The organism is Streptomyces sp. NPDC007901, from assembly GCF_042959465.1.
In the GTDB taxonomy this organism is placed as follows: Bacteria; Actinomycetota; Actinomycetes; order Streptomycetales; family Streptomycetaceae; genus Streptomyces.
The window spans coordinates 62550-80341 of sequence record NZ_JBIBKW010000004.1 but is presented as its reverse complement, the minus strand read 5'-3'; the positions used below and the strand labels follow the sequence as shown (position 1 = coordinate 80341).

17 protein-coding genes and 1 riboswitch are annotated in these 17792 nt (G+C 70.8%); of the genes, 15 read left to right on the top strand and 2 right to left on the bottom strand.

Annotated elements, in window-relative coordinates; translation table 11 throughout:
• The first annotated feature begins 101 nt into the window (after positions 1-101).
• The 10 genes from ACFZDK_RS14995 (at position 102) to ACFZDK_RS14950 (ending at position 9336) form a co-directional block, all read left to right on the top strand.
• Complete coding sequence (locus ACFZDK_RS14995) at positions 102-1397, top strand: ROK family protein (protein WP_390972636.1); 1296 nt, start codon at positions 102-104, stop codon at positions 1395-1397.
• Between the two features lie 236 nt (positions 1398-1633).
• A riboswitch (FMN riboswitch) is annotated at positions 1634-1764 on the top strand.
• A gap of 155 nt (positions 1765-1919) precedes the next feature.
• Positions 1920-2525, top strand: a complete 606-nt coding sequence (locus tag ACFZDK_RS14990) for a riboflavin synthase (protein WP_390972634.1) — start codon at positions 1920-1922, stop codon at positions 2523-2525.
• Complete coding sequence (gene pnuC, locus ACFZDK_RS14985) at positions 2522-3172, top strand: nicotinamide riboside transporter PnuC (protein ID WP_390972633.1); 651 nt, start codon at positions 2522-2524, stop codon at positions 3170-3172. Before ACFZDK_RS14990 ends, pnuC begins: the two co-directional genes overlap by 4 nt.
• The gene (locus ACFZDK_RS14980) at positions 3169-4458 is read left to right on the top strand and encodes a bifunctional 3,4-dihydroxy-2-butanone-4-phosphate synthase/GTP cyclohydrolase II (protein ID WP_390972631.1); all 1290 of its coding nucleotides are present in this window, start codon (positions 3169-3171) and stop codon (positions 4456-4458) included. Before pnuC ends, ACFZDK_RS14980 begins: the two co-directional genes overlap by 4 nt.
• 40 nt (positions 4459-4498) lie before the next feature.
• Entirely contained in the window at positions 4499-4984 is a 486-nt protein-coding gene (ribH, locus tag ACFZDK_RS14975; protein WP_390972629.1) for a 6,7-dimethyl-8-ribityllumazine synthase, read from the top strand.
• Positions 4985-5018: 34 nt separating this feature from the next.
• Positions 5019-5291 carry a phosphoribosyl-ATP diphosphatase gene (locus ACFZDK_RS14970; protein WP_030946750.1) on the top strand — a complete coding sequence of 91 codons (273 nt, stop codon included), beginning with the start codon at positions 5019-5021 and terminating at the stop codon, positions 5289-5291.
• A gap of 56 nt (positions 5292-5347) precedes the next feature.
• Positions 5348-6196 (top strand): ATP phosphoribosyltransferase, encoded by an 849-nt coding sequence (gene hisG / locus ACFZDK_RS14965; RefSeq protein ID WP_390972627.1) that lies wholly within the window; start codon positions 5348-5350, stop codon positions 6194-6196.
• Positions 6197-6210: 14 nt separating this feature from the next.
• On the top strand, positions 6211-6666 hold the full coding sequence (locus ACFZDK_RS14960; protein WP_390972625.1) for a PH domain-containing protein: 456 nt from the start codon (positions 6211-6213) through the stop codon (positions 6664-6666).
• 256 nt (positions 6667-6922) lie between these two features.
• Complete coding sequence (locus ACFZDK_RS14955) at positions 6923-8251, top strand: CNNM domain-containing protein (RefSeq protein ID WP_390972623.1); 1329 nt, start codon at positions 6923-6925, stop codon at positions 8249-8251.
• On the top strand, positions 8248-9336 hold the full coding sequence (locus ACFZDK_RS14950; protein ID WP_390972622.1) for a CNNM domain-containing protein: 1089 nt from the start codon (positions 8248-8250) through the stop codon (positions 9334-9336). The genes ACFZDK_RS14955 and ACFZDK_RS14950 overlap by 4 nt, the downstream gene beginning before the upstream one ends.
• 271 nt (positions 9337-9607) lie before the next feature.
• Here ACFZDK_RS14950 and ACFZDK_RS14945 read toward each other — a convergent pair whose 3' ends face one another.
• Both ACFZDK_RS14945 and ACFZDK_RS14940 read right to left on the bottom strand, forming a co-directional pair.
• On the bottom strand, positions 9608-11467 hold the full coding sequence (locus ACFZDK_RS14945) for an AAA family ATPase (RefSeq protein ID WP_390972620.1): 1860 nt from the start codon (positions 11465-11467) through the stop codon (positions 9608-9610).
• A gap of 430 nt (positions 11468-11897) precedes the next feature.
• Positions 11898-12518 (bottom strand): uridine kinase, encoded by a 621-nt coding sequence (locus tag ACFZDK_RS14940; RefSeq protein ID WP_390973403.1) that lies wholly within the window; start codon positions 12516-12518, stop codon positions 11898-11900.
• Positions 12519-12775: 257 nt separating this feature from the next.
• Here ACFZDK_RS14940 and ACFZDK_RS14935 point away from each other — a divergent pair, with 257 nt between their 5' ends.
• The 5 genes from ACFZDK_RS14935 to ACFZDK_RS14915 all read left to right on the top strand — a co-directional run bounded on the left by ACFZDK_RS14935 (position 12776) and on the right by ACFZDK_RS14915 (position 17776).
• Positions 12776-13726 carry a hypothetical protein gene (locus ACFZDK_RS14935; RefSeq protein WP_390972618.1) on the top strand — a complete coding sequence of 317 codons (951 nt, stop codon included), beginning with the start codon at positions 12776-12778 and terminating at the stop codon, positions 13724-13726.
• Positions 13727-13806: 80 nt separating this feature from the next.
• Complete coding sequence (locus tag ACFZDK_RS14930) at positions 13807-15261, top strand: amino acid permease (RefSeq protein WP_390973402.1); 1455 nt, start codon at positions 13807-13809, stop codon at positions 15259-15261.
• 173 nt (positions 15262-15434) lie between these two features.
• Positions 15435-16814 (top strand): C39 family peptidase, encoded by a 1380-nt coding sequence (locus tag ACFZDK_RS14925; protein WP_390972616.1) that lies wholly within the window; start codon positions 15435-15437, stop codon positions 16812-16814.
• A 96-nt stretch (positions 16815-16910) separates the two neighbouring features.
• Entirely contained in the window at positions 16911-17051 is a 141-nt protein-coding gene (locus ACFZDK_RS14920) for an SCO1431 family membrane protein (RefSeq protein WP_390972614.1), read from the top strand.
• Between the two features lie 65 nt (positions 17052-17116).
• Positions 17117-17776, top strand: coding sequence for a TetR family transcriptional regulator (locus tag ACFZDK_RS14915; RefSeq protein ID WP_390972612.1), 660 nt, complete (start codon positions 17117-17119; stop codon positions 17774-17776).
• Positions 17777-17792 lie beyond the last annotated feature (16 nt).

The following is a 17792-nucleotide window of genomic DNA, read 5'->3' as shown; positions in this document are numbered from 1 at the left end:
CGCTGTACCGCTGTTCCGCCGTAAACTATCAGGGACCCTGCCTGATAGATAGAGAGATATGCGGCCGTCCCGGGCCGCGCGGATCTGGGAGGATGCCCGTCATGCCCGCATCACCGAGCACCGCCCGGGCCATCAACGACCGGCTCGCGCTGAGCCTGCTCCAGCAGGAAGGCCCGCTGACGGCGGGGCAGTTGAAACAGCTGACCGGGCTCTCCCGGCCGACCGTCGCCGACCTCGTCGAACGGCTCACCGTGTCCGGCCTGATCACGGTCGTCGGCGAGTCCGGCGAACAGCGCCGGGGGCCGAACGCCCGGCTCTACGGCATCGTCGCCGACCGTGCCTGCCTGGCCGCCCTCGACGTGCGGACCGAGAGCGTCTCGGTGCTGGTGTCCGACCTGGTGGGGCAGGTGCTGGTCGAGGGTGCGGTACCGGTCGGGCCGGAGGCCGGGACGGCGGCGGCGGTCGAGCAGGCGGTGGGGCTGGTCGAGCGGGCGGTGAAGGAGGCGGAGGGATCCGGCGAGGGGCGGCTGCACACCGTCGGCATCGGAGCGCCCGGCCTCATCGACCCGGCCACGGGCGACCTGCGCGACTCGGCGGGTCTGCCCGCCTGGCACCGCCGGCTGGTCGCCACCCTCCAGGAACGCTTCCCGCGGACCCGGGTCACCGTCGAGAACGAGACCAACCTGGCCGCCCTCGCCGAACAGCGCGAGGGTGTCGCCCGGGACCGGGACACCTTCGTCCTCCTCTGGCTGGGCCACAGCTGCGGCGCCGCCGTCGTCCTCGACGGCCGTCTGCGCCGCGGCGCCTCCGGCGGCGCCGGCGAGATCGGCTTCCTCCCGGTACCGGGCACCACCGCACTCCCCACGGCCACGGACTGCTCCGGTGGCTACCACTCCCTGGTAGGGGCGGCGGCGATCACCCAACTGGCCGCCGAACACGGCCCGGAACTGGACGAGCCCGGCGCCTCCGTCGCCGCAGAGGCATCACGGCTAGCCTCTGCGGCGCCCTCGTCCATGGCGCTCCAAAGGGGCGCGGGGCGTATCGACATGCGGCTCCGCCGCGTGGGCGCGACCAGCCACAACGCACCCGCAGACAACCGGCGACCCACCAAGCCGAACCCCGACTTCCTGGACGCCCTGGCCGACCGCATAGCCCTCGGCCTGGCGGCCGTCGTCGCGGTCCTGGACCCCGGCTGCGTAGTCCTCGGCGGCGAGATCGGCTCGGCCGGCGCCGCACCGCTCGCCGCCCGCGTCGAGGAACGGCTGCGCCGCATGTCACCGTTGGCCACCGAAGTGAGGGCGAGCACGCTCGGCGGTGCGGCCGTGCTGCGCGGCGCCCTGCTGACCGCCCGGGAGCGCGCCCAGGACGAACTGTTCGCGCCCCCGGACCGCGCATGAGAGACCCGGCGGCGGGCAAGGGCCGTCGTCACCGCCACCGGGCCCGATCGCACCCTAAAAGGACTAGACCAGTAGGGTCAATAGGTTTGGATCAAAGTCAAGATCCCTGGTCCGAGGCCCAGTTGGGCACATGACGAGCTGTCAGGGAAGTCCAGTGACATGGGTTGTGAGGCACCCCACACAGTTCCCCTGTATGGACCACCACCCGGCGTGGCACACTGGCGGTGTACCAGAAGCAGCGCACTCCGGGGTCGGTGAAAGTCCGAACCGGCGGTTATAGTCCGCGACCCGTCCGCTTCCAGCGGCCGGTTGACCAGGTGAAACTCCTGGACCGACGGTTAAAGTCCGGATGGGAGGCAGTGCGCGGCGGGCGAGCATGTACCTGTGCGCGCCGCCGTATCTGGTCTCGTCCGTGACGGACGAGACCTTGTCGGCGTCGCCCCGGTGTGTTCACCCGTACATTCTGTCGTCCGTCGACAGGCCCCGGAGTCCGTGCCCCGTTGAGGCAGGAGGACCCGGGAAGTGTTCACCGGAATCGTCGAAGAGCTGGGTGAGATCACCGCCGTCGAGAATCTCGGCGACGCCTCCCGTTTCCGGCTCCGTGGCCCCGTAGTGACCGAGGGCGCACAGCACGGCGACTCCATCGCCGTGAACGGGGTCTGTCTGACCGTCGTGGAGCACGAGGGCGACGAGTTCACCGCCGACGTCATGCAGGAGACCCTCCAGCGCTCCTCCCTCGGCGCGCTCGGCGTCGGCTCCCGCGTCAACCTGGAGCGCCCCACCGCCGTGGGCTCGCGCCTCGGCGGCCACATCGTGCAGGGCCACGTGGACGGCACCGGTCAGGTGCTGGCGCGCACCCCCTCCGAGCACTGGGAGATCGTCAGGGTCTCCCTCCCCGCCGACCTCGCGCGGTACGTCGTGGAGAAGGGCTCGATCACGGTCGACGGCATCAGCCTCACCGTCGTCGAGGCCGGCCCGGACTACTTCACCGTCAGCCTCATCCCCACCACCCTCGACCTGACCACGCTCGGCCACAAGCAGCCCGGTGACCCGGTCAACCTCGAGGTCGACGTCGTCGCCAAGTACGTGGAGCGGCTGCTCGCGAACTCGCAGGGAGCGGGCAAGTGAACTGGCTCAACTCCGAGGCCTTCGTCCTGTTCGGCCAGCACATCCTCTGGTCGGACATGATCGGCAACATCCTCGGCCTGATCGCCCTGGCCCTCGGCTGGCGCCGCAACCTGTGGAGCTGGCCGGTCCAGTTCGCCTCCGGCCTGATCCTCTTCGGCGCCTTCTTCGGGCACCTCACCGGCAGCGCCGGCAAGCAGGCCGTCGTCATGGTCGTCGCGCTGTACGGCTGGTGGCAGTGGAACCGCAACAAGGGCCGGGTCGAAGACGGCGGTGACGGTCTTATCGCGCCCCGCTTCGCCACCTGGCGCGAGCGCGGCGCGATGGTCGCCGCGGCCGCCGTCGGCACGGTCGCCGTCGCCCTGCTCTTCAAGGCCTACCCGTCCCTGTCCTGGGACCCCTGGCCCGACGCCTACATCTTCGTCGGCACGATCGTCGCCATGTACGCCCAGGCGCGCGGCATGGTCGAGTTCTGGATCGCCTGGCTCCTGGTCGACCTGGTCGGCGTCCCGCTGAACTTCGCCAACGGCTACGCCTTCTCCGGCTTCGTCTACGTCATCTACGGCGCGCTCGTCCTGTGGGGCATGCGCGACTGGTGGCTGCGCTCCCGCCAGGGCACGCGGCCCGCTCTGGAAGGAGCACCCGCATGACCGCGGCACCCATCCTCTACCGCACCGACGGCGCCGAAGACCTCACCCTCGACCCCATCGAGCAGGCCATCGCCGACATCGCGGCCGGCCGCCCGATCGTGGTCGTCGACGACGAGGACCGCGAGAACGAGGGCGACCTCGTCATCGCCGCCGAGAAGGCCACCCCCGAGATCATCGCCTTCATGATGAGCGAGTGCCGCGGCCTGATCTGCGCCCCCATGGAGGGCGAGGAGCTGGACCGGCTCCGGCTGCCGCAGATGGTCGACGACAACACCGAGTCGATGAAGACCGCGTTCACCGTCTCCGTGGACGCCTCCGCCGCGCACGGCGTCAGCACCGGCATCTCGGCCGCCGACCGCGCGACCACGCTCCAGCTGCTCGCGAGCGGTACCGCCGAGCCCTCGGACTTCGTCCGCCCCGGCCATGTCTTCCCGCTGCGCGCCCGGCCCGGCGGCGTCCTGACCCGCAACGGCCACACCGAGGCCGCCGTCGACCTCGCCCGGCTCGCGGGCCTGCGCCCGGCCGGCACGATCGTCGAGATCGCCGGCGAGGACGGCCGGATGCTCCGCCTGCCCGAGCTGATCCCGTTCGCCCGCAAGCACGGCCTGACGATCATCTCCATCGCGGACCTGGTCACCTACCGCCGAGCCGCCGAGCCCACCGTCCGCCGCGAGGCCGAGGTCAACCTCCCCACCCGGCACGGCACCTTCACGGCGTACGGCTACCGCTCCACCCTCGACGGCGTCGAGCACGTCGCCCTCGTCCGCGGCGAGATCGGCGACGGCGAGGACGTCCTGGTCCGGATCCACTCCGAGTGCCTCACCGGGGACGTCTTCGGCTCCGCCCGCTGCGACTGCGGCCCCCAGCTCGACACCGCCCTGGACCGGATCCAGGAGGAGGGCCGGGGAGTCGTCGTCTACCTGCGCGGACACGAGGGCCGGGGCATCGGACTGCTGTCCAAGCTGCGCGCCTACGAACTCCAGGAACGCGGCCGGGACACCCTCGACGCCAACCTCGAACTCGGCCTGCCCGCCGACGCCCGCGACTACGGCGCCGGCGCCCAGATCCTGGCCGACCTGGGCGTGCGCAGCGTCCGCCTGATGACCAACAACCCGGACAAGAGCGACGCGCTGCTCAGCCACGGCCTCAGGATCAGCGGCCGGGAGCCGATGCCCGTGCAGGCGGGCGAGCACAACCTCCGGTACCTGCGCACCAAGCGGGACCGGATGGGCCACGACCTGCCGTGGCTGGACACGCCCGCCGTGGCCGGCTGCGCGAACCAGTAAGAACCAGCACTTCAGCAGAGAAACAGCACCGAGGAGAGACGTGAGCGGCAAGGGCGCACCGGAACTGTCCGTACGCAATGTCAGCGACCTGCGGGTCGCCGTCATCGCGGCCCAGTGGCACGAGAAGGTGATGGACGGACTGGTGGACGGCGCGCTGCGCGCCCTGCGCGACCTGGGGATCGACGAGCCGACCCTGATCAGGGTCCCCGGCACCTGGGAGCTCTCGGTCGCCGCCAAGGCGCTCGCCGGCCGCGGCTACGACGCGGTGGTCGCCCTCGGTGTCGTGATCCGCGGCGGCACCCCGCACTTCGAGTACGTGTGCCAGGGCGTCACCCAGGGCCTCACCCAGGTCTCCGTCGAGACCGGCGTCCCCGTCGGCTTCGGCGTGCTCACCTGCGACAACGAGGAGCAGGCCCTGGACCGGGCGGGTCTTGAGGGCTCCCACGAGGACAAGGGCCACGAGGCGGTGACGGCGGCGGTGGCGACCGCGGCCACCCTCCGCTCAGTATCTGAACCCTGGCACTGAGCGACGCGGCAATTGGCGTAGTCTGGCGCTCACCATGTCCAACAAGACTTTCGAGGAGCTCTTCACCGAGCTCCAGCACAAGGCCGCCCACGGCGACCCCGCCACCTCCCGCACCGCAGAACTGGTCGGCAAGGGGGTCCATGCCATCGGCAAGAAGGTCGTCGAGGAGGCCGCCGAGGTCTGGATGGCCGCCGAGTACGAGGGCAAGGAAGCCGCCGCCGAGGAGATCTCGCAGCTGCTCTACCACGTCCAGGTGATGATGGTCGCCCGCGGCATCTCGCTGGACGACGTCTACGCCCACCTGTAAGCCGCCTGCCGCACCACTCCGTTCAGAGCACCGTCAGAGCAAAGGAAGCCGACCTCATGCTGCGCATCGCCGTCCCCAACAAGGGTTCCCTCTCAGGCCCTGCGGCGGACATGCTGCATGAGGCCGGCTACCGGCAGCGGCGGGAGTCCAAGGAACTGCGCATCGTCGACCCGGTCAACGACGTCGAGTTCTTCTACCTCCGCCCCCGCGACATCGCGATCTACGTCTCCTCCGGCCGCCTCGACATCGGCATCACCGGACGGGACCTGCTCGTGGACTCCGCCGCCAACGCCGAGGAGATCCTGCCGCTCGGCTTCGCCCGCTCCACCTTCCGCTTCGCCTCCAAGCCCGGCGCGGCGAGCACCCTGGCGGACCTCAAGGGCAAGACGGTCGCCACCTCCTACGAGGGGATCGTCGCCAAGCACCTCACCGACAGTGGTGTCGACGCCTCCGTGGTCCACCTGGACGGCGCCGTCGAGACCGCCATCGAGCTGGGCGTCGCCGAGGTCATCGCCGACGTCGTCGAGACCGGCACCAGCCTGCGCAACGCGGGCCTGGAGGTCTTCGGCGAGCCGATCATGAAGTCCGAGGCGATCGTGATCCGCCGCACCGGAGCGGACGCCGAGGAGCCCAAGGTCCAGCAGTTCCTCCGCCGCCTCCAGGGCGTCCTGGTCGCGCGGACGTACGTGATGATGGACTACGACTGCCGGGTCGAGCAGCTGGAGAAGGCCGTCGCCCTCACCCCCGGCCTGGAGTCGCCCACCGTCTCCCCGCTGCACAACGAGGGCTGGGTCGCCGTCCGCGCCATGGTCCCCACCAAGGACGCCCAGGGCATCATGGACGACCTGTACGACCTCGGCGCCCGCGCCATCCTGACCACGGCCATCCACGCCTGCCGCCTCTGAGGGACACGCACGAGATGTCCGAGCTTCCCGCGCTGCCCGTCACCTTCCGGCCGGGCCGCACCCGCGCGATCCTGCTCACCGCCGGGGTCGCGATCTTCGCCACCATCTCCGCGGTCGCGCTGCTCCTCGAGCAGCTCGGCCCGGGGGAGCAGCTCAGCTTCGTCGTCACCGGCGCGCTGATCTTCTGGGTGCTGGCCCAGCTGGCCCGGGTGAAGGTCGTCGCCGACGAGACCGGGGTCACTGTGGTGAACATCGCCAGCAAGCGGCGTCTGGAGTGGGCGGAGATCCTCCAGGTGAACCTCCGCCCGGGTGACCCGTGGGTGTTCCTCAACCTCAGTGACGGCACCAGCCTGCCCGCGCTCGGCATCCAGCCGGGCGTCGCCAAGCAGCGTGCCATCAGCGACGCCAAGGCCCTGCGGGCCCTCGCCGAGGCCCACGCGCCACACGACCCCGAGCAGCATCAGGGCTGAGATCACGCAACTTCGGGGCCGCCTCCGGGTCGTCGCCCCTGCCGCTGTGGCCCATGTCTTGATTAATCTGTTGGCGGAGGCTTTTCACGTCCCGCCTCCGCCCCTGTCGCGCGCCCCGCGCACAGGGGTTCCTGCTACCCGAGGAGTGACCCTCTCCGGCGATGGACGGATCGTCCTGTAGTACCTGCGCCGCCCCCTCCCGACATACCGCGGACCTCCGATTCGAGGTCCGCGACGAAGCGGAGGCGGCGGCATCATGACCACCCCCCTGCTGCTCCTGGCAGCCGCGTTCCTGCTCATCCTGGCCAACGGCTTCTTCGTCGCCGCCGAGTTCGGCCTGGTGACCGTGGAACGACCGGAAGCCGAGAAGGCCGCCGCCGACGGCGACCGGCGCGCCCGTACGGTCGTCGAGTCGCTGAAGGAGCTGTCCTTCCAGCTCTCCGGCACCCAGCTCGGCATCACCATCACCTCCCTGGTCGTCGGCATGCTCGCCGAACCGGCACTGGCCGAGCTGCTGCACGGCCCGTTCACCGCGATCGGCATCCCGGACGGCGCGGTCTCCGGGATCGCGGTCGTCGTCGGCATGCTGCTCGCCTCGGCGATCCAGATGGTGATCGGCGAACTCGTCCCCAAGAACTGGGCGGTCTCCAAGCCCCTCCAGGTCGCGCGCTTCGTCGCCGGCCCGCAGGCCCGCTTCTCCCGCCTGTTCCGCCCGGTCATCGCGGCGCTGAACACGGTCGCCAACCGGCTGGTGCGCGCCCTGGGCGTCGAACCCGCCGAGGAGCTGGCCTCCGCGCGCACCCCCGGCGAGCTCGTCTCCCTGGCCCGGCACTCCGCCCGGGCGGGCGCCCTGGAGCAGGACACGGCCGACCTGTTCGTCCGCACCCTGTCCCTGGGCGAGCTGACCGCACAGCACGTCATGACCCCCCGGGTGAAGGTCAGCGCGCTCCAGGACTCGGCGACCGCCGAGGACGTCGTCAACCTCACCCGGGCCACCGGCCTGTCCCGCTTCCCGGTCTACCGGGAGAAGATCGACGAGATCGTCGGCATGGCCCACCTCAAGGACGCGCTGGCGGTGTCCGTGCACGAACGCCTGCACACCCCCGTCGGCCGCATCGCCCGCCAGGCCCTGCTCGTCCCGGAGACCCTCCCGGTCCAGCCCCTGCTGGCCCGGCTGCGCTCCGAGCAGCCCATCGCGGTCGTCGTCGACGAGTACGGCGGCACGGCCGGCGTCGTCACCCTGGAGGACATCGTCGAGGAACTCGTCGGCGAGGTCCGTGACGAGCACGACAGCCCGGACGCGCCGGAACTCGCGGCGGCCCCGCCGCAGGACGGCAAGCCGGCCTGGGACGTCGACGGCAGTGTCCGCGTCGACATCCTCCAGCGGATAGGCCTCGACGTGCCCGAGGGGCCGTACGAGACGGTCGCCGGCCTGGTCGCCGACCTGCTCGGCCGGATCCCGGCGCCGGGCGACCGCGCGGAGCTGCCCGGCTGGCGGCTGTCGGTCCGCCGGGTGGGTCACTACCGCGCCGAGCGGGTCCGTCTGGTCCGCACCGCACCCGTCGTCGCGGAGGCCGCCCGATGAGCGTTCTCCAACTGGTCTTCGCCGGGTTGCTGGTGCTGGCCAACGGCTTCTTCGTCGGCGCGGAGTTCGCCCTGGTCTCGGTCCGCCGCAGCCAGATCGAACCCCTCGGCACGGCACGGGCCCGCCAGGTGCTGTACGGCCTGGAACGCCTGCCGCAGATGATGGCCGCGGCCCAGTTCGGCATCACGGTCTGCTCCCTCACGCTCGGCGCGGTCGCCGAGCCGACGGTGGCGCATCTGCTGGAGCCGGTGTTCGAGGCGGTGCATCTGCCGGAAGGCGTGATCCACCCCCTGGGCTATGTGATCGCGCTGGCCGGAGTGGTCTTCTTCCACCTGGTCATCGGCGAGATGGTGCCGAAGAACCTGGCGATGGCGGCGCCCGAGAAGGCGGCGCTGTGGCTGAGCCCCGGCCTGGTGGCGTTCGCCCGGGTCTGCCGGCCGATCACGGTCACCCTCGGCGCCTGCGCCCAGGGCATCCTGAAGCTGTTCCGGGTCGAGCCGAAGGACGAGGTCGAGGCCGTCGTCACCAGCGAGCAGCTCAACCGCCTCCTGGAGGACTCCGGTCAGGCCGGTCTTCTCGACCCCGAGGAGCGGGAGCGACTGGAGGACGCGCTGGAGCTGGGCTCCCGCCCGGTGACGGACGTCCTGCTGCGGCGCGAGTCGCTGATCACGGTCCCGCCGTCGGTCACGCCGGGCCAGATCGTCGAGCTCACCGCCCGCACCGGCTACTCCCGCTTCCCCGTCGCGACCGAGGCCGGTGCCTTCATGGGCTATGTGCACGTGAAGGACGTACTCGACCTGGAGCACTCGGACCGGGCGGTCCCGCAGCAGGTGTGGCGCCCGATGACGACCCTCCGGGCCGAGCTCCCGCTGGACGACGCCCTGACGGTGATGCGCCGAGCCGCGACCCACCTGGCCCAGGTGGCCGACGGCAAGGGCCGGGTACTCGGCCTGGCCGCCCTGGAGGACGTACTGGAGCTGCTGGTGGGCGAGGTGACGGACCCGGCACACCGGGAACAGCCGACACCGATCAGGACACCGGAGCCGCGGTCCAGTGGAGAGCCGGAGGAAGTGCCGGTGGGCTGAGCATCGTGGGGAACTGCAGGCCGGCGGGGGCTGGCCGCGCAGTTCCTCCCCCAGCCTTCGGCCGGGGGGACCCCCAGCGCCCCTTACGGGGCACGTCGTAGCTGCGGGCAGTCGTGCCTCCCCCAGTGCCTTAAGGGCCTGGGAGGTGCCCCCAGGGCGGCACGGGTGGGCGATGGGGGTCCCCCCGCTCGAGCGAAGCCGAGAGTGGGGGAGGCACCCTGCCAGCGCCGGTAAGCGAAACCCACCGGCCCCAGCCCCCACTCACCCGTACCTACATCCCGGCGGACGGATCCTGCGGCCCCCGCCCCGACAGCACCTCTCCGTATGCCTGCATCAGGTCCGGCAGCCGCAAGGTGGCGAGGTCGTCCCGGGACAGTGCGCCGGGGTACCCGGACAGTCGCAGATCCCGGTACGCGCAGCTCTTCTCGTACAGCGTGCGCAGGAAGCGGCCGTTGCCCAGTTCGTCGATCCAGCCCTGGTCGACGACGTGCCCGGCGATCGACCGGAGTTCCTCCAGGGCCTCCTCGTCCCAGGCGTCGCCGTTCTCGGCGGCGAGCACCTCGCCGATCGAGGTGAGTTCGAGGGGGCGGTAGGAGGGGAAGTCCACGCGGGTCGTGAAGCGGGAGGAGAGGCCCGGGTTGGCGGCCAGCAGGCGGTCCATGCCCTCCGGATAGCCCGCGAGGATCACGACCAGGTGGTCGCGGTTGTCCTCGGCCCGCTTCAGCAGCACCTGCAGCGCCTCGTCGCCGTAGGCGTCGCCCTTGCCGTAGCCGGAATTGGAGAGGGAGTAGGCCTCGTCGACGAAGAGCACCCCGCCGATCGCGGAGTCGATGAGTTCGTTCGCCTTCACGGCGGTCTGGCCGAGGTACTCGCCGACGAGGTCGGCCCGCTGCGCCTCCACCAGATGGTCCCCGCCGAGCAGACCCAGGGCGTAGAACACCCGGCCGAGAATCCGCGCGACCGTGGTCTTCCCGGTCCCGGACGGCCCGGAGAAGACGAAGTGGCGTTTCGGCGGCTGCACCGGCAGCCCCTGCCCCGCCCGCAACCGGGCCATGTTCAACTGCGCGGACAACGCCTTGACCTGCCGCTTCACGGGTTCCAGGCCGACCATGCGCTCCAACTCCGCGAGCGCCTCCTCAAGTAACGCGGGGTCGGTGGGCCCGGCGGGCAGCGGCGGCGACGGTACGACCTTCTCGCGCACCGACGGGTCGATCACCGACGGCATCGCCCCGGCCGGCGGCTCCGGCTCGCCGAGCCGCAGATCGCGTCCCTCGGTGCCGAAGAGCGGGTCGAGCAGGTCGGGCCCGTCCACGACGTCCCCGGCGCCGGTGAGGGTGATCGCCGCGAGGTCGGCGGTGTCGTCGTACCCGTCGCCCTCGGCGATCGCGGCCAGCCGCGCCGAGGTGTCCATGAAGGCGGGGTCGACCCGGTGCACGGCCCGGTAGAGGGGGAGCGCCGCGGCGCTGCGGCCGGTGCCCTCGTGGGCCCGCGCCAGCCAGTAGCGCAGCTCCTTGCGCTGCGGCTGCTCGCTGCGGCAGCGCATCAGCGCGGCGGAGAGCAGCGGTTCGGCCTGGCCGTACATCTCCAGGCGGACCCGGGCCATGCCGCCGAACAGGCCCGCCTCGATGCCGAGCATGGGATCGTCGAGGAGCGGGTCGGTGTGCCGTACCAGCTGCTCCCAGTCCTTGACGAGGTAGGACCGGCAGGCGTGCAGGAAGCGGACCTGCGGGTCGGCGTCCACCGGCGGGAGCCCGGCGAGGGCCCGGTCGAGTTCCGGGACGTGCCGGCCGTCCAGCCAGTGCGAGGCGTGCGCGAGCAGCAGGTCGCGCGGGCTCTCCAGAACCGGTTGCACCCACCAGCCCAGCCAGTACCAGGAGTTGAGCGTGCGCCGGTGCCGGCCGCGCTGTTCGCCGAAGCGGTCCCGGTGCCGGAACATCCGCAGCAGCGCGGTCGTCGTGTCCACGCGCAGCGCGTGCAGCCCGAGCCAGGCGTCGGCCATCCCGGGATCCATCCGCACCGCGGCGCGGAACTCCTCCTCGGCCTGCGGATAGGCGCCCATCGTGTAGGCGTCCACGCCTCGCAGCCAGGCGAGGTCGGCCGGGGCCTCGGGGCCCTGCGTGCCGAAATCCATCACGTCCCCCACAAACCGTGCCCCCGTGGTTGGCCCCCGGGCTCCCCCCGATGGCCGCCGTTGGTCGAACCGCTGTGCCGCGGACCGGAGTTGCAGGTGCGCGAAGCAGCCGATCGAAGGTCGCACCGAGGGCATCGTACCTGCGCTTCCACCACCCTTCGAAGGGTGCCGCACAGGCCGTTTGACGAGGTGGGAGCAGACAGGGCGCACAGAGCTCGGTGACCGAGGGTGAGCGGAGAAGTGCGCGCGGCGCACGCAAAAGGGGTAAAGGGCAGAACGAAGCCCCCGATCACGGGGGAACAACCGGGGGCTTCGCGACCGCGGGGCGGCTCCCAAGGGCCGCTCATTCAGAACGTAAGACCTGTACGGCCCCCGGGTCAAGCCGAGTTGAGGTACTCGGGCAACTTCTTGGAGGCGCGTCTTCACAAGTTCAGCACACTGCGGACGGTCCGTCACGGTGGGTGACCGCCTGGTCCGGTCCAATGGTTCTCGCGGGCCCCGGCAGTACCTCGTACCCCTCCTGTGACTGTGTCACCAGAAGGTGGGCGTGCGGCCTGGAGGGATCCTCGGCGAAATGTATGCGTTCCGCCCTGACCCACTCGCCCCAGAAGTCCTGTTGCTCCGTACCGTCCCGCGCCCTGCCCCGCGCCCAGGACTCCTCGTCCGGCAGCTCCATCCACAGCAGCCGCGCCAGGAACGGGCGCAGCGCCCGGCGGCCGGCGCCGACGCCCTCGACGAGGACCACGGGGGCGGGCGGCAGCGGGCGGGGCGGGCCGAAGCGGCGGGCGCGCCAGTCGTAGGGGGAGTAGTGCGCGGTCGCGCCGTGGCCGAGCGGCTCGATCACCTGGGTCAGCAGCCGGGCGGTCCAGGCGAACAGCTCCTCGTGGCTGGCGATGTCGTCGAGATGGAGCACCGGCGCCCCGCCCAGGGCGGCGGCCAGCCGCCCGGCGAAGGTGGTCTTCCCGGAGCCGGCGTGCCCGTCGACGCCGACGAGGCGGACCGGGCCGCAGGACGGCGGCAGGTCCCGGAGGGCGGAGGCGAGGCGGTGAATGGCGATTCCCGAGGTGTGCTGCGGTGCGGTGTGGGGCGTTTTCCGGAAACATTCTAGTAGTGCGGCGCATAGCGGGCGTTTGCGACCCCGGAAAGTCTCGCCTTGAACTAAATTCGAGCCGTTCTCCACCGCCCTCATCAATATTTCCGACCGGCTGACCGATATGTCGATATCGGGCGTTCCCGGTGTGCTGTCCGCTGAGTAGGGTGCGTGCTGCGCGACTGCGACGCGTCGAAACGGGGACGGACAGGGGAAAGATGGCCGCGGAGTTATTCGAAGGGCAGTACGTATGGCATCCGGCGGCCGATGACCGCTTGCTCGCGAGCGTATGCGTGGACGTGCGCGCCGGGAGATATCGCAGCGCCGGCGAGGCACTTGCCGAGACCCGTTCCGACTTCGCCCTGCGCGCCCACCGCTCCCTGGTCCTGGCCTCCGAGGCGGCCGGCACCGATCTGGTCGAACGCTGGCTGGCGGAGGAGCCCGGCCCCGAGTCCGCGCTGATGTGGGCGCGGGTGGCCGTGCAGCGGGCGATCCGGGCGGCCGACGCGCGTGACGAGCAGGCCGAGGCGCTGGAGCGGATCGCCCTCGCCGCCTGCGACCGGGCCAGTGCCATGAACCCCGCCGACCCCACGCCCTGGGCGGCCAAGCTGGCCATGGCCCGGCTGCACCGCCCGCACGACCCGGCCCCCGGCGGCCTGCTCACCTCCCCGCCCGGCCCCTGGCGGCTGTTCGCGCACACCCTCGCCCTCGACCCCTGGCACCGCGAGGCCCACCACCGCTTCCTGTCCTTCTTCTTCACCCGGTACGGCGGCTCGGTCAACGCGGCCTGGGACGTCGCCGCCTTCCTCGGCCAGCGGGCCCCCGCCGACTCCGTGCTGCGGCTGCTGCCCCTGGTCGCGCTGGTGGAGAGCCACAACCCCACCCAACTGCTCGCCGAACGGGTCTGGGAACAGCCCCAGTGGAGAGCCACCGCGTTGTCGATCTACCGCAACTGGCTGCCCACGGTGGCCGGATACCGCTTCACCCCGGTGCTGGACCTGGCCTACCTCGCGCACGCGCTGGTCATGGCCCAGCGCGAGTTCGAGGCCCGGGCGGTGTTCGCGGCCATGGGGCCGTACGCCTCGCGGATGCCCTGGAGCGTCTTCGGGGAGCCCGCCGAGCAGCTCTCCCGGGCCCGCCGCGCCTGCGGCCTGTCCGTCCCCTCCTAGTCCCTCTGGTGAAAGGCCGGCAAGTGTCAGAACGCACAGCGGATCCGATCGTGCTCGACGACGACGCGACCCTGCACGCGATGGGTTATCCGCGAAAACTCACCCGCCGATTCCAGGCGTTCGACAATTTCGCGATCTCCTTCACCATCATCAATATCCTCTCGGGAATCTTCTCCTCTTTCGGATTCGGTATGAACGCGGGCGGCCCCCGCATTCTTGTGTTCGGCTGGATCGGCGTCTGCCTGATGGTGCTGTGCATCGGGGCCGCCATGGCGGAGGTCGCCTCCGCCTATCCGACGAGCGGCGCCCTGTATTTCTCCGCCGGTAAACTCGCCAAACGCCACAAGGGCGCCTGGTCCTGGTACACGGGGTGGCTGAACTTCGTGGGCCAGATCGGCGGCACGGCGGCCACCGGCTACGCGGCCGCCACCTTCATCCAGGCCTTCATCGCCCTGCAGTGGACCTCGTACGTGCCGACCGCCCACCAGACGGTTCTGATCACGGCCCTGATCATCGTGGTCCAGGGGCTCGCCAACACCTACACCGTCCAGCTCGTCGCCGTACTGAACCGGATTTCCGTGTGGTGGCTGCTGATCGGACTCGTGGTGATCGTGAGCACACTGATCGTGATGCCCGACCACCATCAGTCGGCTTCCTTCGTGACGCATTTCGTGAACAACACCGGTTTCACCAACGGCCTTTACGGCGGCATGCTCGGCCTGCTGGTCACCAGCTGGACCTTCACCGGCTTCGACGGCAGCTTCCACATGTCCGAGGAAACGGTCCAGGCGACCGTGAACGCGCCCCGGGGGATCATCCGGTCCATCGGCTATTCGGCGATCACCGGGCTCGTCCTGATGCTCGCGCTGGTGTACAGCATCGGCGACTACGCCAAGGTGGCGGGCTCCTCGGCGCCGCCCGTCCAGATCCTCATCGACGGACTCGGCATGGGCTGGGCCAAGGCGCTGCTGCTCGTCGTCATCGGCGCCATGCTCTTCTGCGGCCTCGCCAACCTCACCAGCAACACCCGGCAGATCTTCGCCTTCTCCCGGGACGGCGCCATGCCCGGCTCCCGCCTCTGGCACTCGGTCTCGCCCCGCACCCGTACGCCCGTCAAGGCCGTCTGGCTCGCGGTGGCCTGCTCGCTCGCGCTGGTGGTGCCGGGCTGGTGGTCGCACACGGCGTTCACCGCGATCGTCAGCGTCAACGTCGTCGGCCTGTTCCTCGCCTACGCCGTGCCGGTGTTCCTGCGGCTGCGCCTCGGTGCCGAGTTCCAGCCGGGGCCCTGGAACCTCGGCCGCTGGAGCAGGCCCGTCGGCTGGCTGGCGGTGGTCTGGATCCTGCTCAGCAGCGTCCTGTTCATGCTGCCGCAGGCCTCGCCGGTCACCGTCGACACCTTCAACTACGCGCCGATCGCCCTGGCCGCCGTCCTGATCGTGGCCACCGTCTGGTGGTTCGCCACCGCCCGCCGCCGCTTCCAGGGCCCGGTCAGCTACGGCCGCCCCGACGAGGTCGCCGCGATGGACCTCATCTGACCCCCGGAAAGGGCTCCGGCGGAGGCCGCCGGAGCCCTTTCAGCGGACGGGACCAATATTGGTGGGCGTGGCATGGGCGGAAGTGCTGGCAGGGGCATGGCGCCTGTTCCATAGTGGGCGCACAGTCTTGCTCCGGACCAGTCGCGTCGCGCACCCCTGGGGGTCTCCCACCCATGAGCAGATCCGAAAAACCGTCCCGCAGAACCGTTCTGGCGGCCGCCGCCTCCGTCGCGGCGGCGGCCGTGGCCCAGGGAGTGGTCCCGGCGGGCCCCGCCGCCGCGGCGCCGGAGACCGACGCCGAGGAGACCGGACGGGCCGACACCCGGCCGATCGACTACCGCTCCTGGACGACCTACAGCGACTGGAAGACCGGCACCGTCAAGGGCACCGGCGCCGTCGCGGGGGAGCGCCCCGGCGTGGTGATCGGCACCCCGGCCGGCACCACCACCTACACCGACCCGCACACCGGCACCAAGGCCACCTGGGAGTACGCCACCTGGACCGGCCCGGTGCACCAGCTCGCCGTCCCCGCGACCGAGACGATCGCCTCCTGGAACGCGGACACCCCGGCCGGCACCTGGATCCAGGTCGAACTGCACGGCACCTACTCCGACGGCACCCTGACCCCCTGGTACGTGATGGGCCGCTGGGCGGCCGGCGACCAGGACATCAAGCGCACCTCGGTGGACGGCCAGAGCGACGGCAAGAGCACCATCTGGACGGACACCTTCGCCATCGACGACGCCACGACCGGCCTGCGCCTCACCTCGTACCAGCTGCGGCTGACCCTCTACCGCAAGCCCGGCACCAAGCTCACCCCGACTGTCTGGCGGCTCGGCGCGATGGGCTCGGACATCCCGGACCGCTTCACGGTCCCCGCCTCCACTCCGGGCCTGGCGCAGGAACTGAAGGTCCCGCGCTACTCGCAGGAGATCCACAAGGGCCAGTACCCCGAGTACGACAACGGCGGCGAGGCCTGGTGCAGCCCCACCTCCTCGCAGATGATCGTCGAGTACTGGGGTGCCCGCCCCACCGCCGCCCAACTGGCCTGGGTCGACCCCACGTACGCCGACCCCCAGGTCTGCTACGCGGCCCGCTACACCTACGACTACCAGTACGGCGGCTGCGGCAACTGGCCGTTCAACGCGGCCTACGCCTCCACCTACAAGGACCTCCAGGGCGTGATAACGCGACTGGCATCCCTCACCGACCTGGAGACCCTGATCGCGGCGGGCATCCCGGCCATAACGTCACAGTCGTTCCTGTCCTCGGAGCTGACCGGCGCCGGTTACGGCACCTCGGGGCACCTGATGACGGTGATCGGCTTCACCGCGGACGGCGACGTGATCGCCAACGACCCGTTCTCGGCCAGTGACGACGCGGTCCGACGGGTCTATCTGCGGCGGGAGTTCGAGAACATCTGGCTGCGCACCAAGCGGTACAACGCCAGCGGCAAGGTCGTCTCCGGCACCGGGGGCGTCTGCTACCTGTACTTCCCCGCCTGCCCGAGTCCGAGCCAGCTCAAGGCGCTGGACGCGGTGGGCGTGCGCTGACCAGGCACGACGGCGGCTCCCGGGGCTCTTCGGGGGTCGCCGCCTGTGACCAAGCTCTCGGCCGCAAAAGCCGCAAGCAGTGGCATGGTGGACGGTATGACCACGCACTCCGCCACCGCCGCCCGCACCCGCACCGGCGGCCCCGAGGACGACGGCCCGAAGGTCCTGGAACACATCGTGGGCTGGACCCTTGTCGTGGTCATCGCCATGCTGGTCACTCAACTCGGTCTGCTGTGACCTGACCCACGACCCGACCTGACATACTGCGGATGTCCCGCAGCCCGTTGAGACCAGGGTCTGAATTGAATATCAGTCAACAACGTGCCGCCGCCCGTCCCCGGGCGCGCGGCACCGAGCGCTCAGTGGCGCGTCGTGCCGAACTCATCGCCATCGGGCGGAAGTTGTTCGCCGACACGTCCTACGACGCGCTCTCCATGGACGACATCGCCAGGCAGGCGCATGTCGCCAAAGGGCTGATCTACTACTATTTCCAGTCCAAGCGCGGCTACTACCTGGCGATCATCCAGGACTCCGTCGCCGACCTGGTCACCTATGCCGCGAGCGGCCTGGAGCTGCCCCAGGTGGACCGCGTCCACCGCACCATCGACAGCTATCTGCGCTACGCCGAGCACCACCAGGCCGCGTACCGCACGATCGTCAGCGGCGGGGTCGGTTTCGACACCGAGGTGCACGCCATCCGGGACGGGGTGCGCGAGGCGATGGTCGCGACCATCGCCGAGGGTGCCTACGACCGTACCGACATCGCTCCGCTCGCCAGGATGGGCCTGCTGTCCTGGCTGTGCAGCGTGGAGGGTGCCACCCTGGAGTGGATCGACCGCCCCGGCCTCTCCCGCGAGACCATGTGCGAGCTGCTGGTCAAGACGCTCGGCGGCACCCTGCGGGCCATCGAGGAACTCGACCCCTCCTACCGCGCCCCCGCCCCGGCCCGCCGGGAGTCCTGACATGACGAGGGGCGGA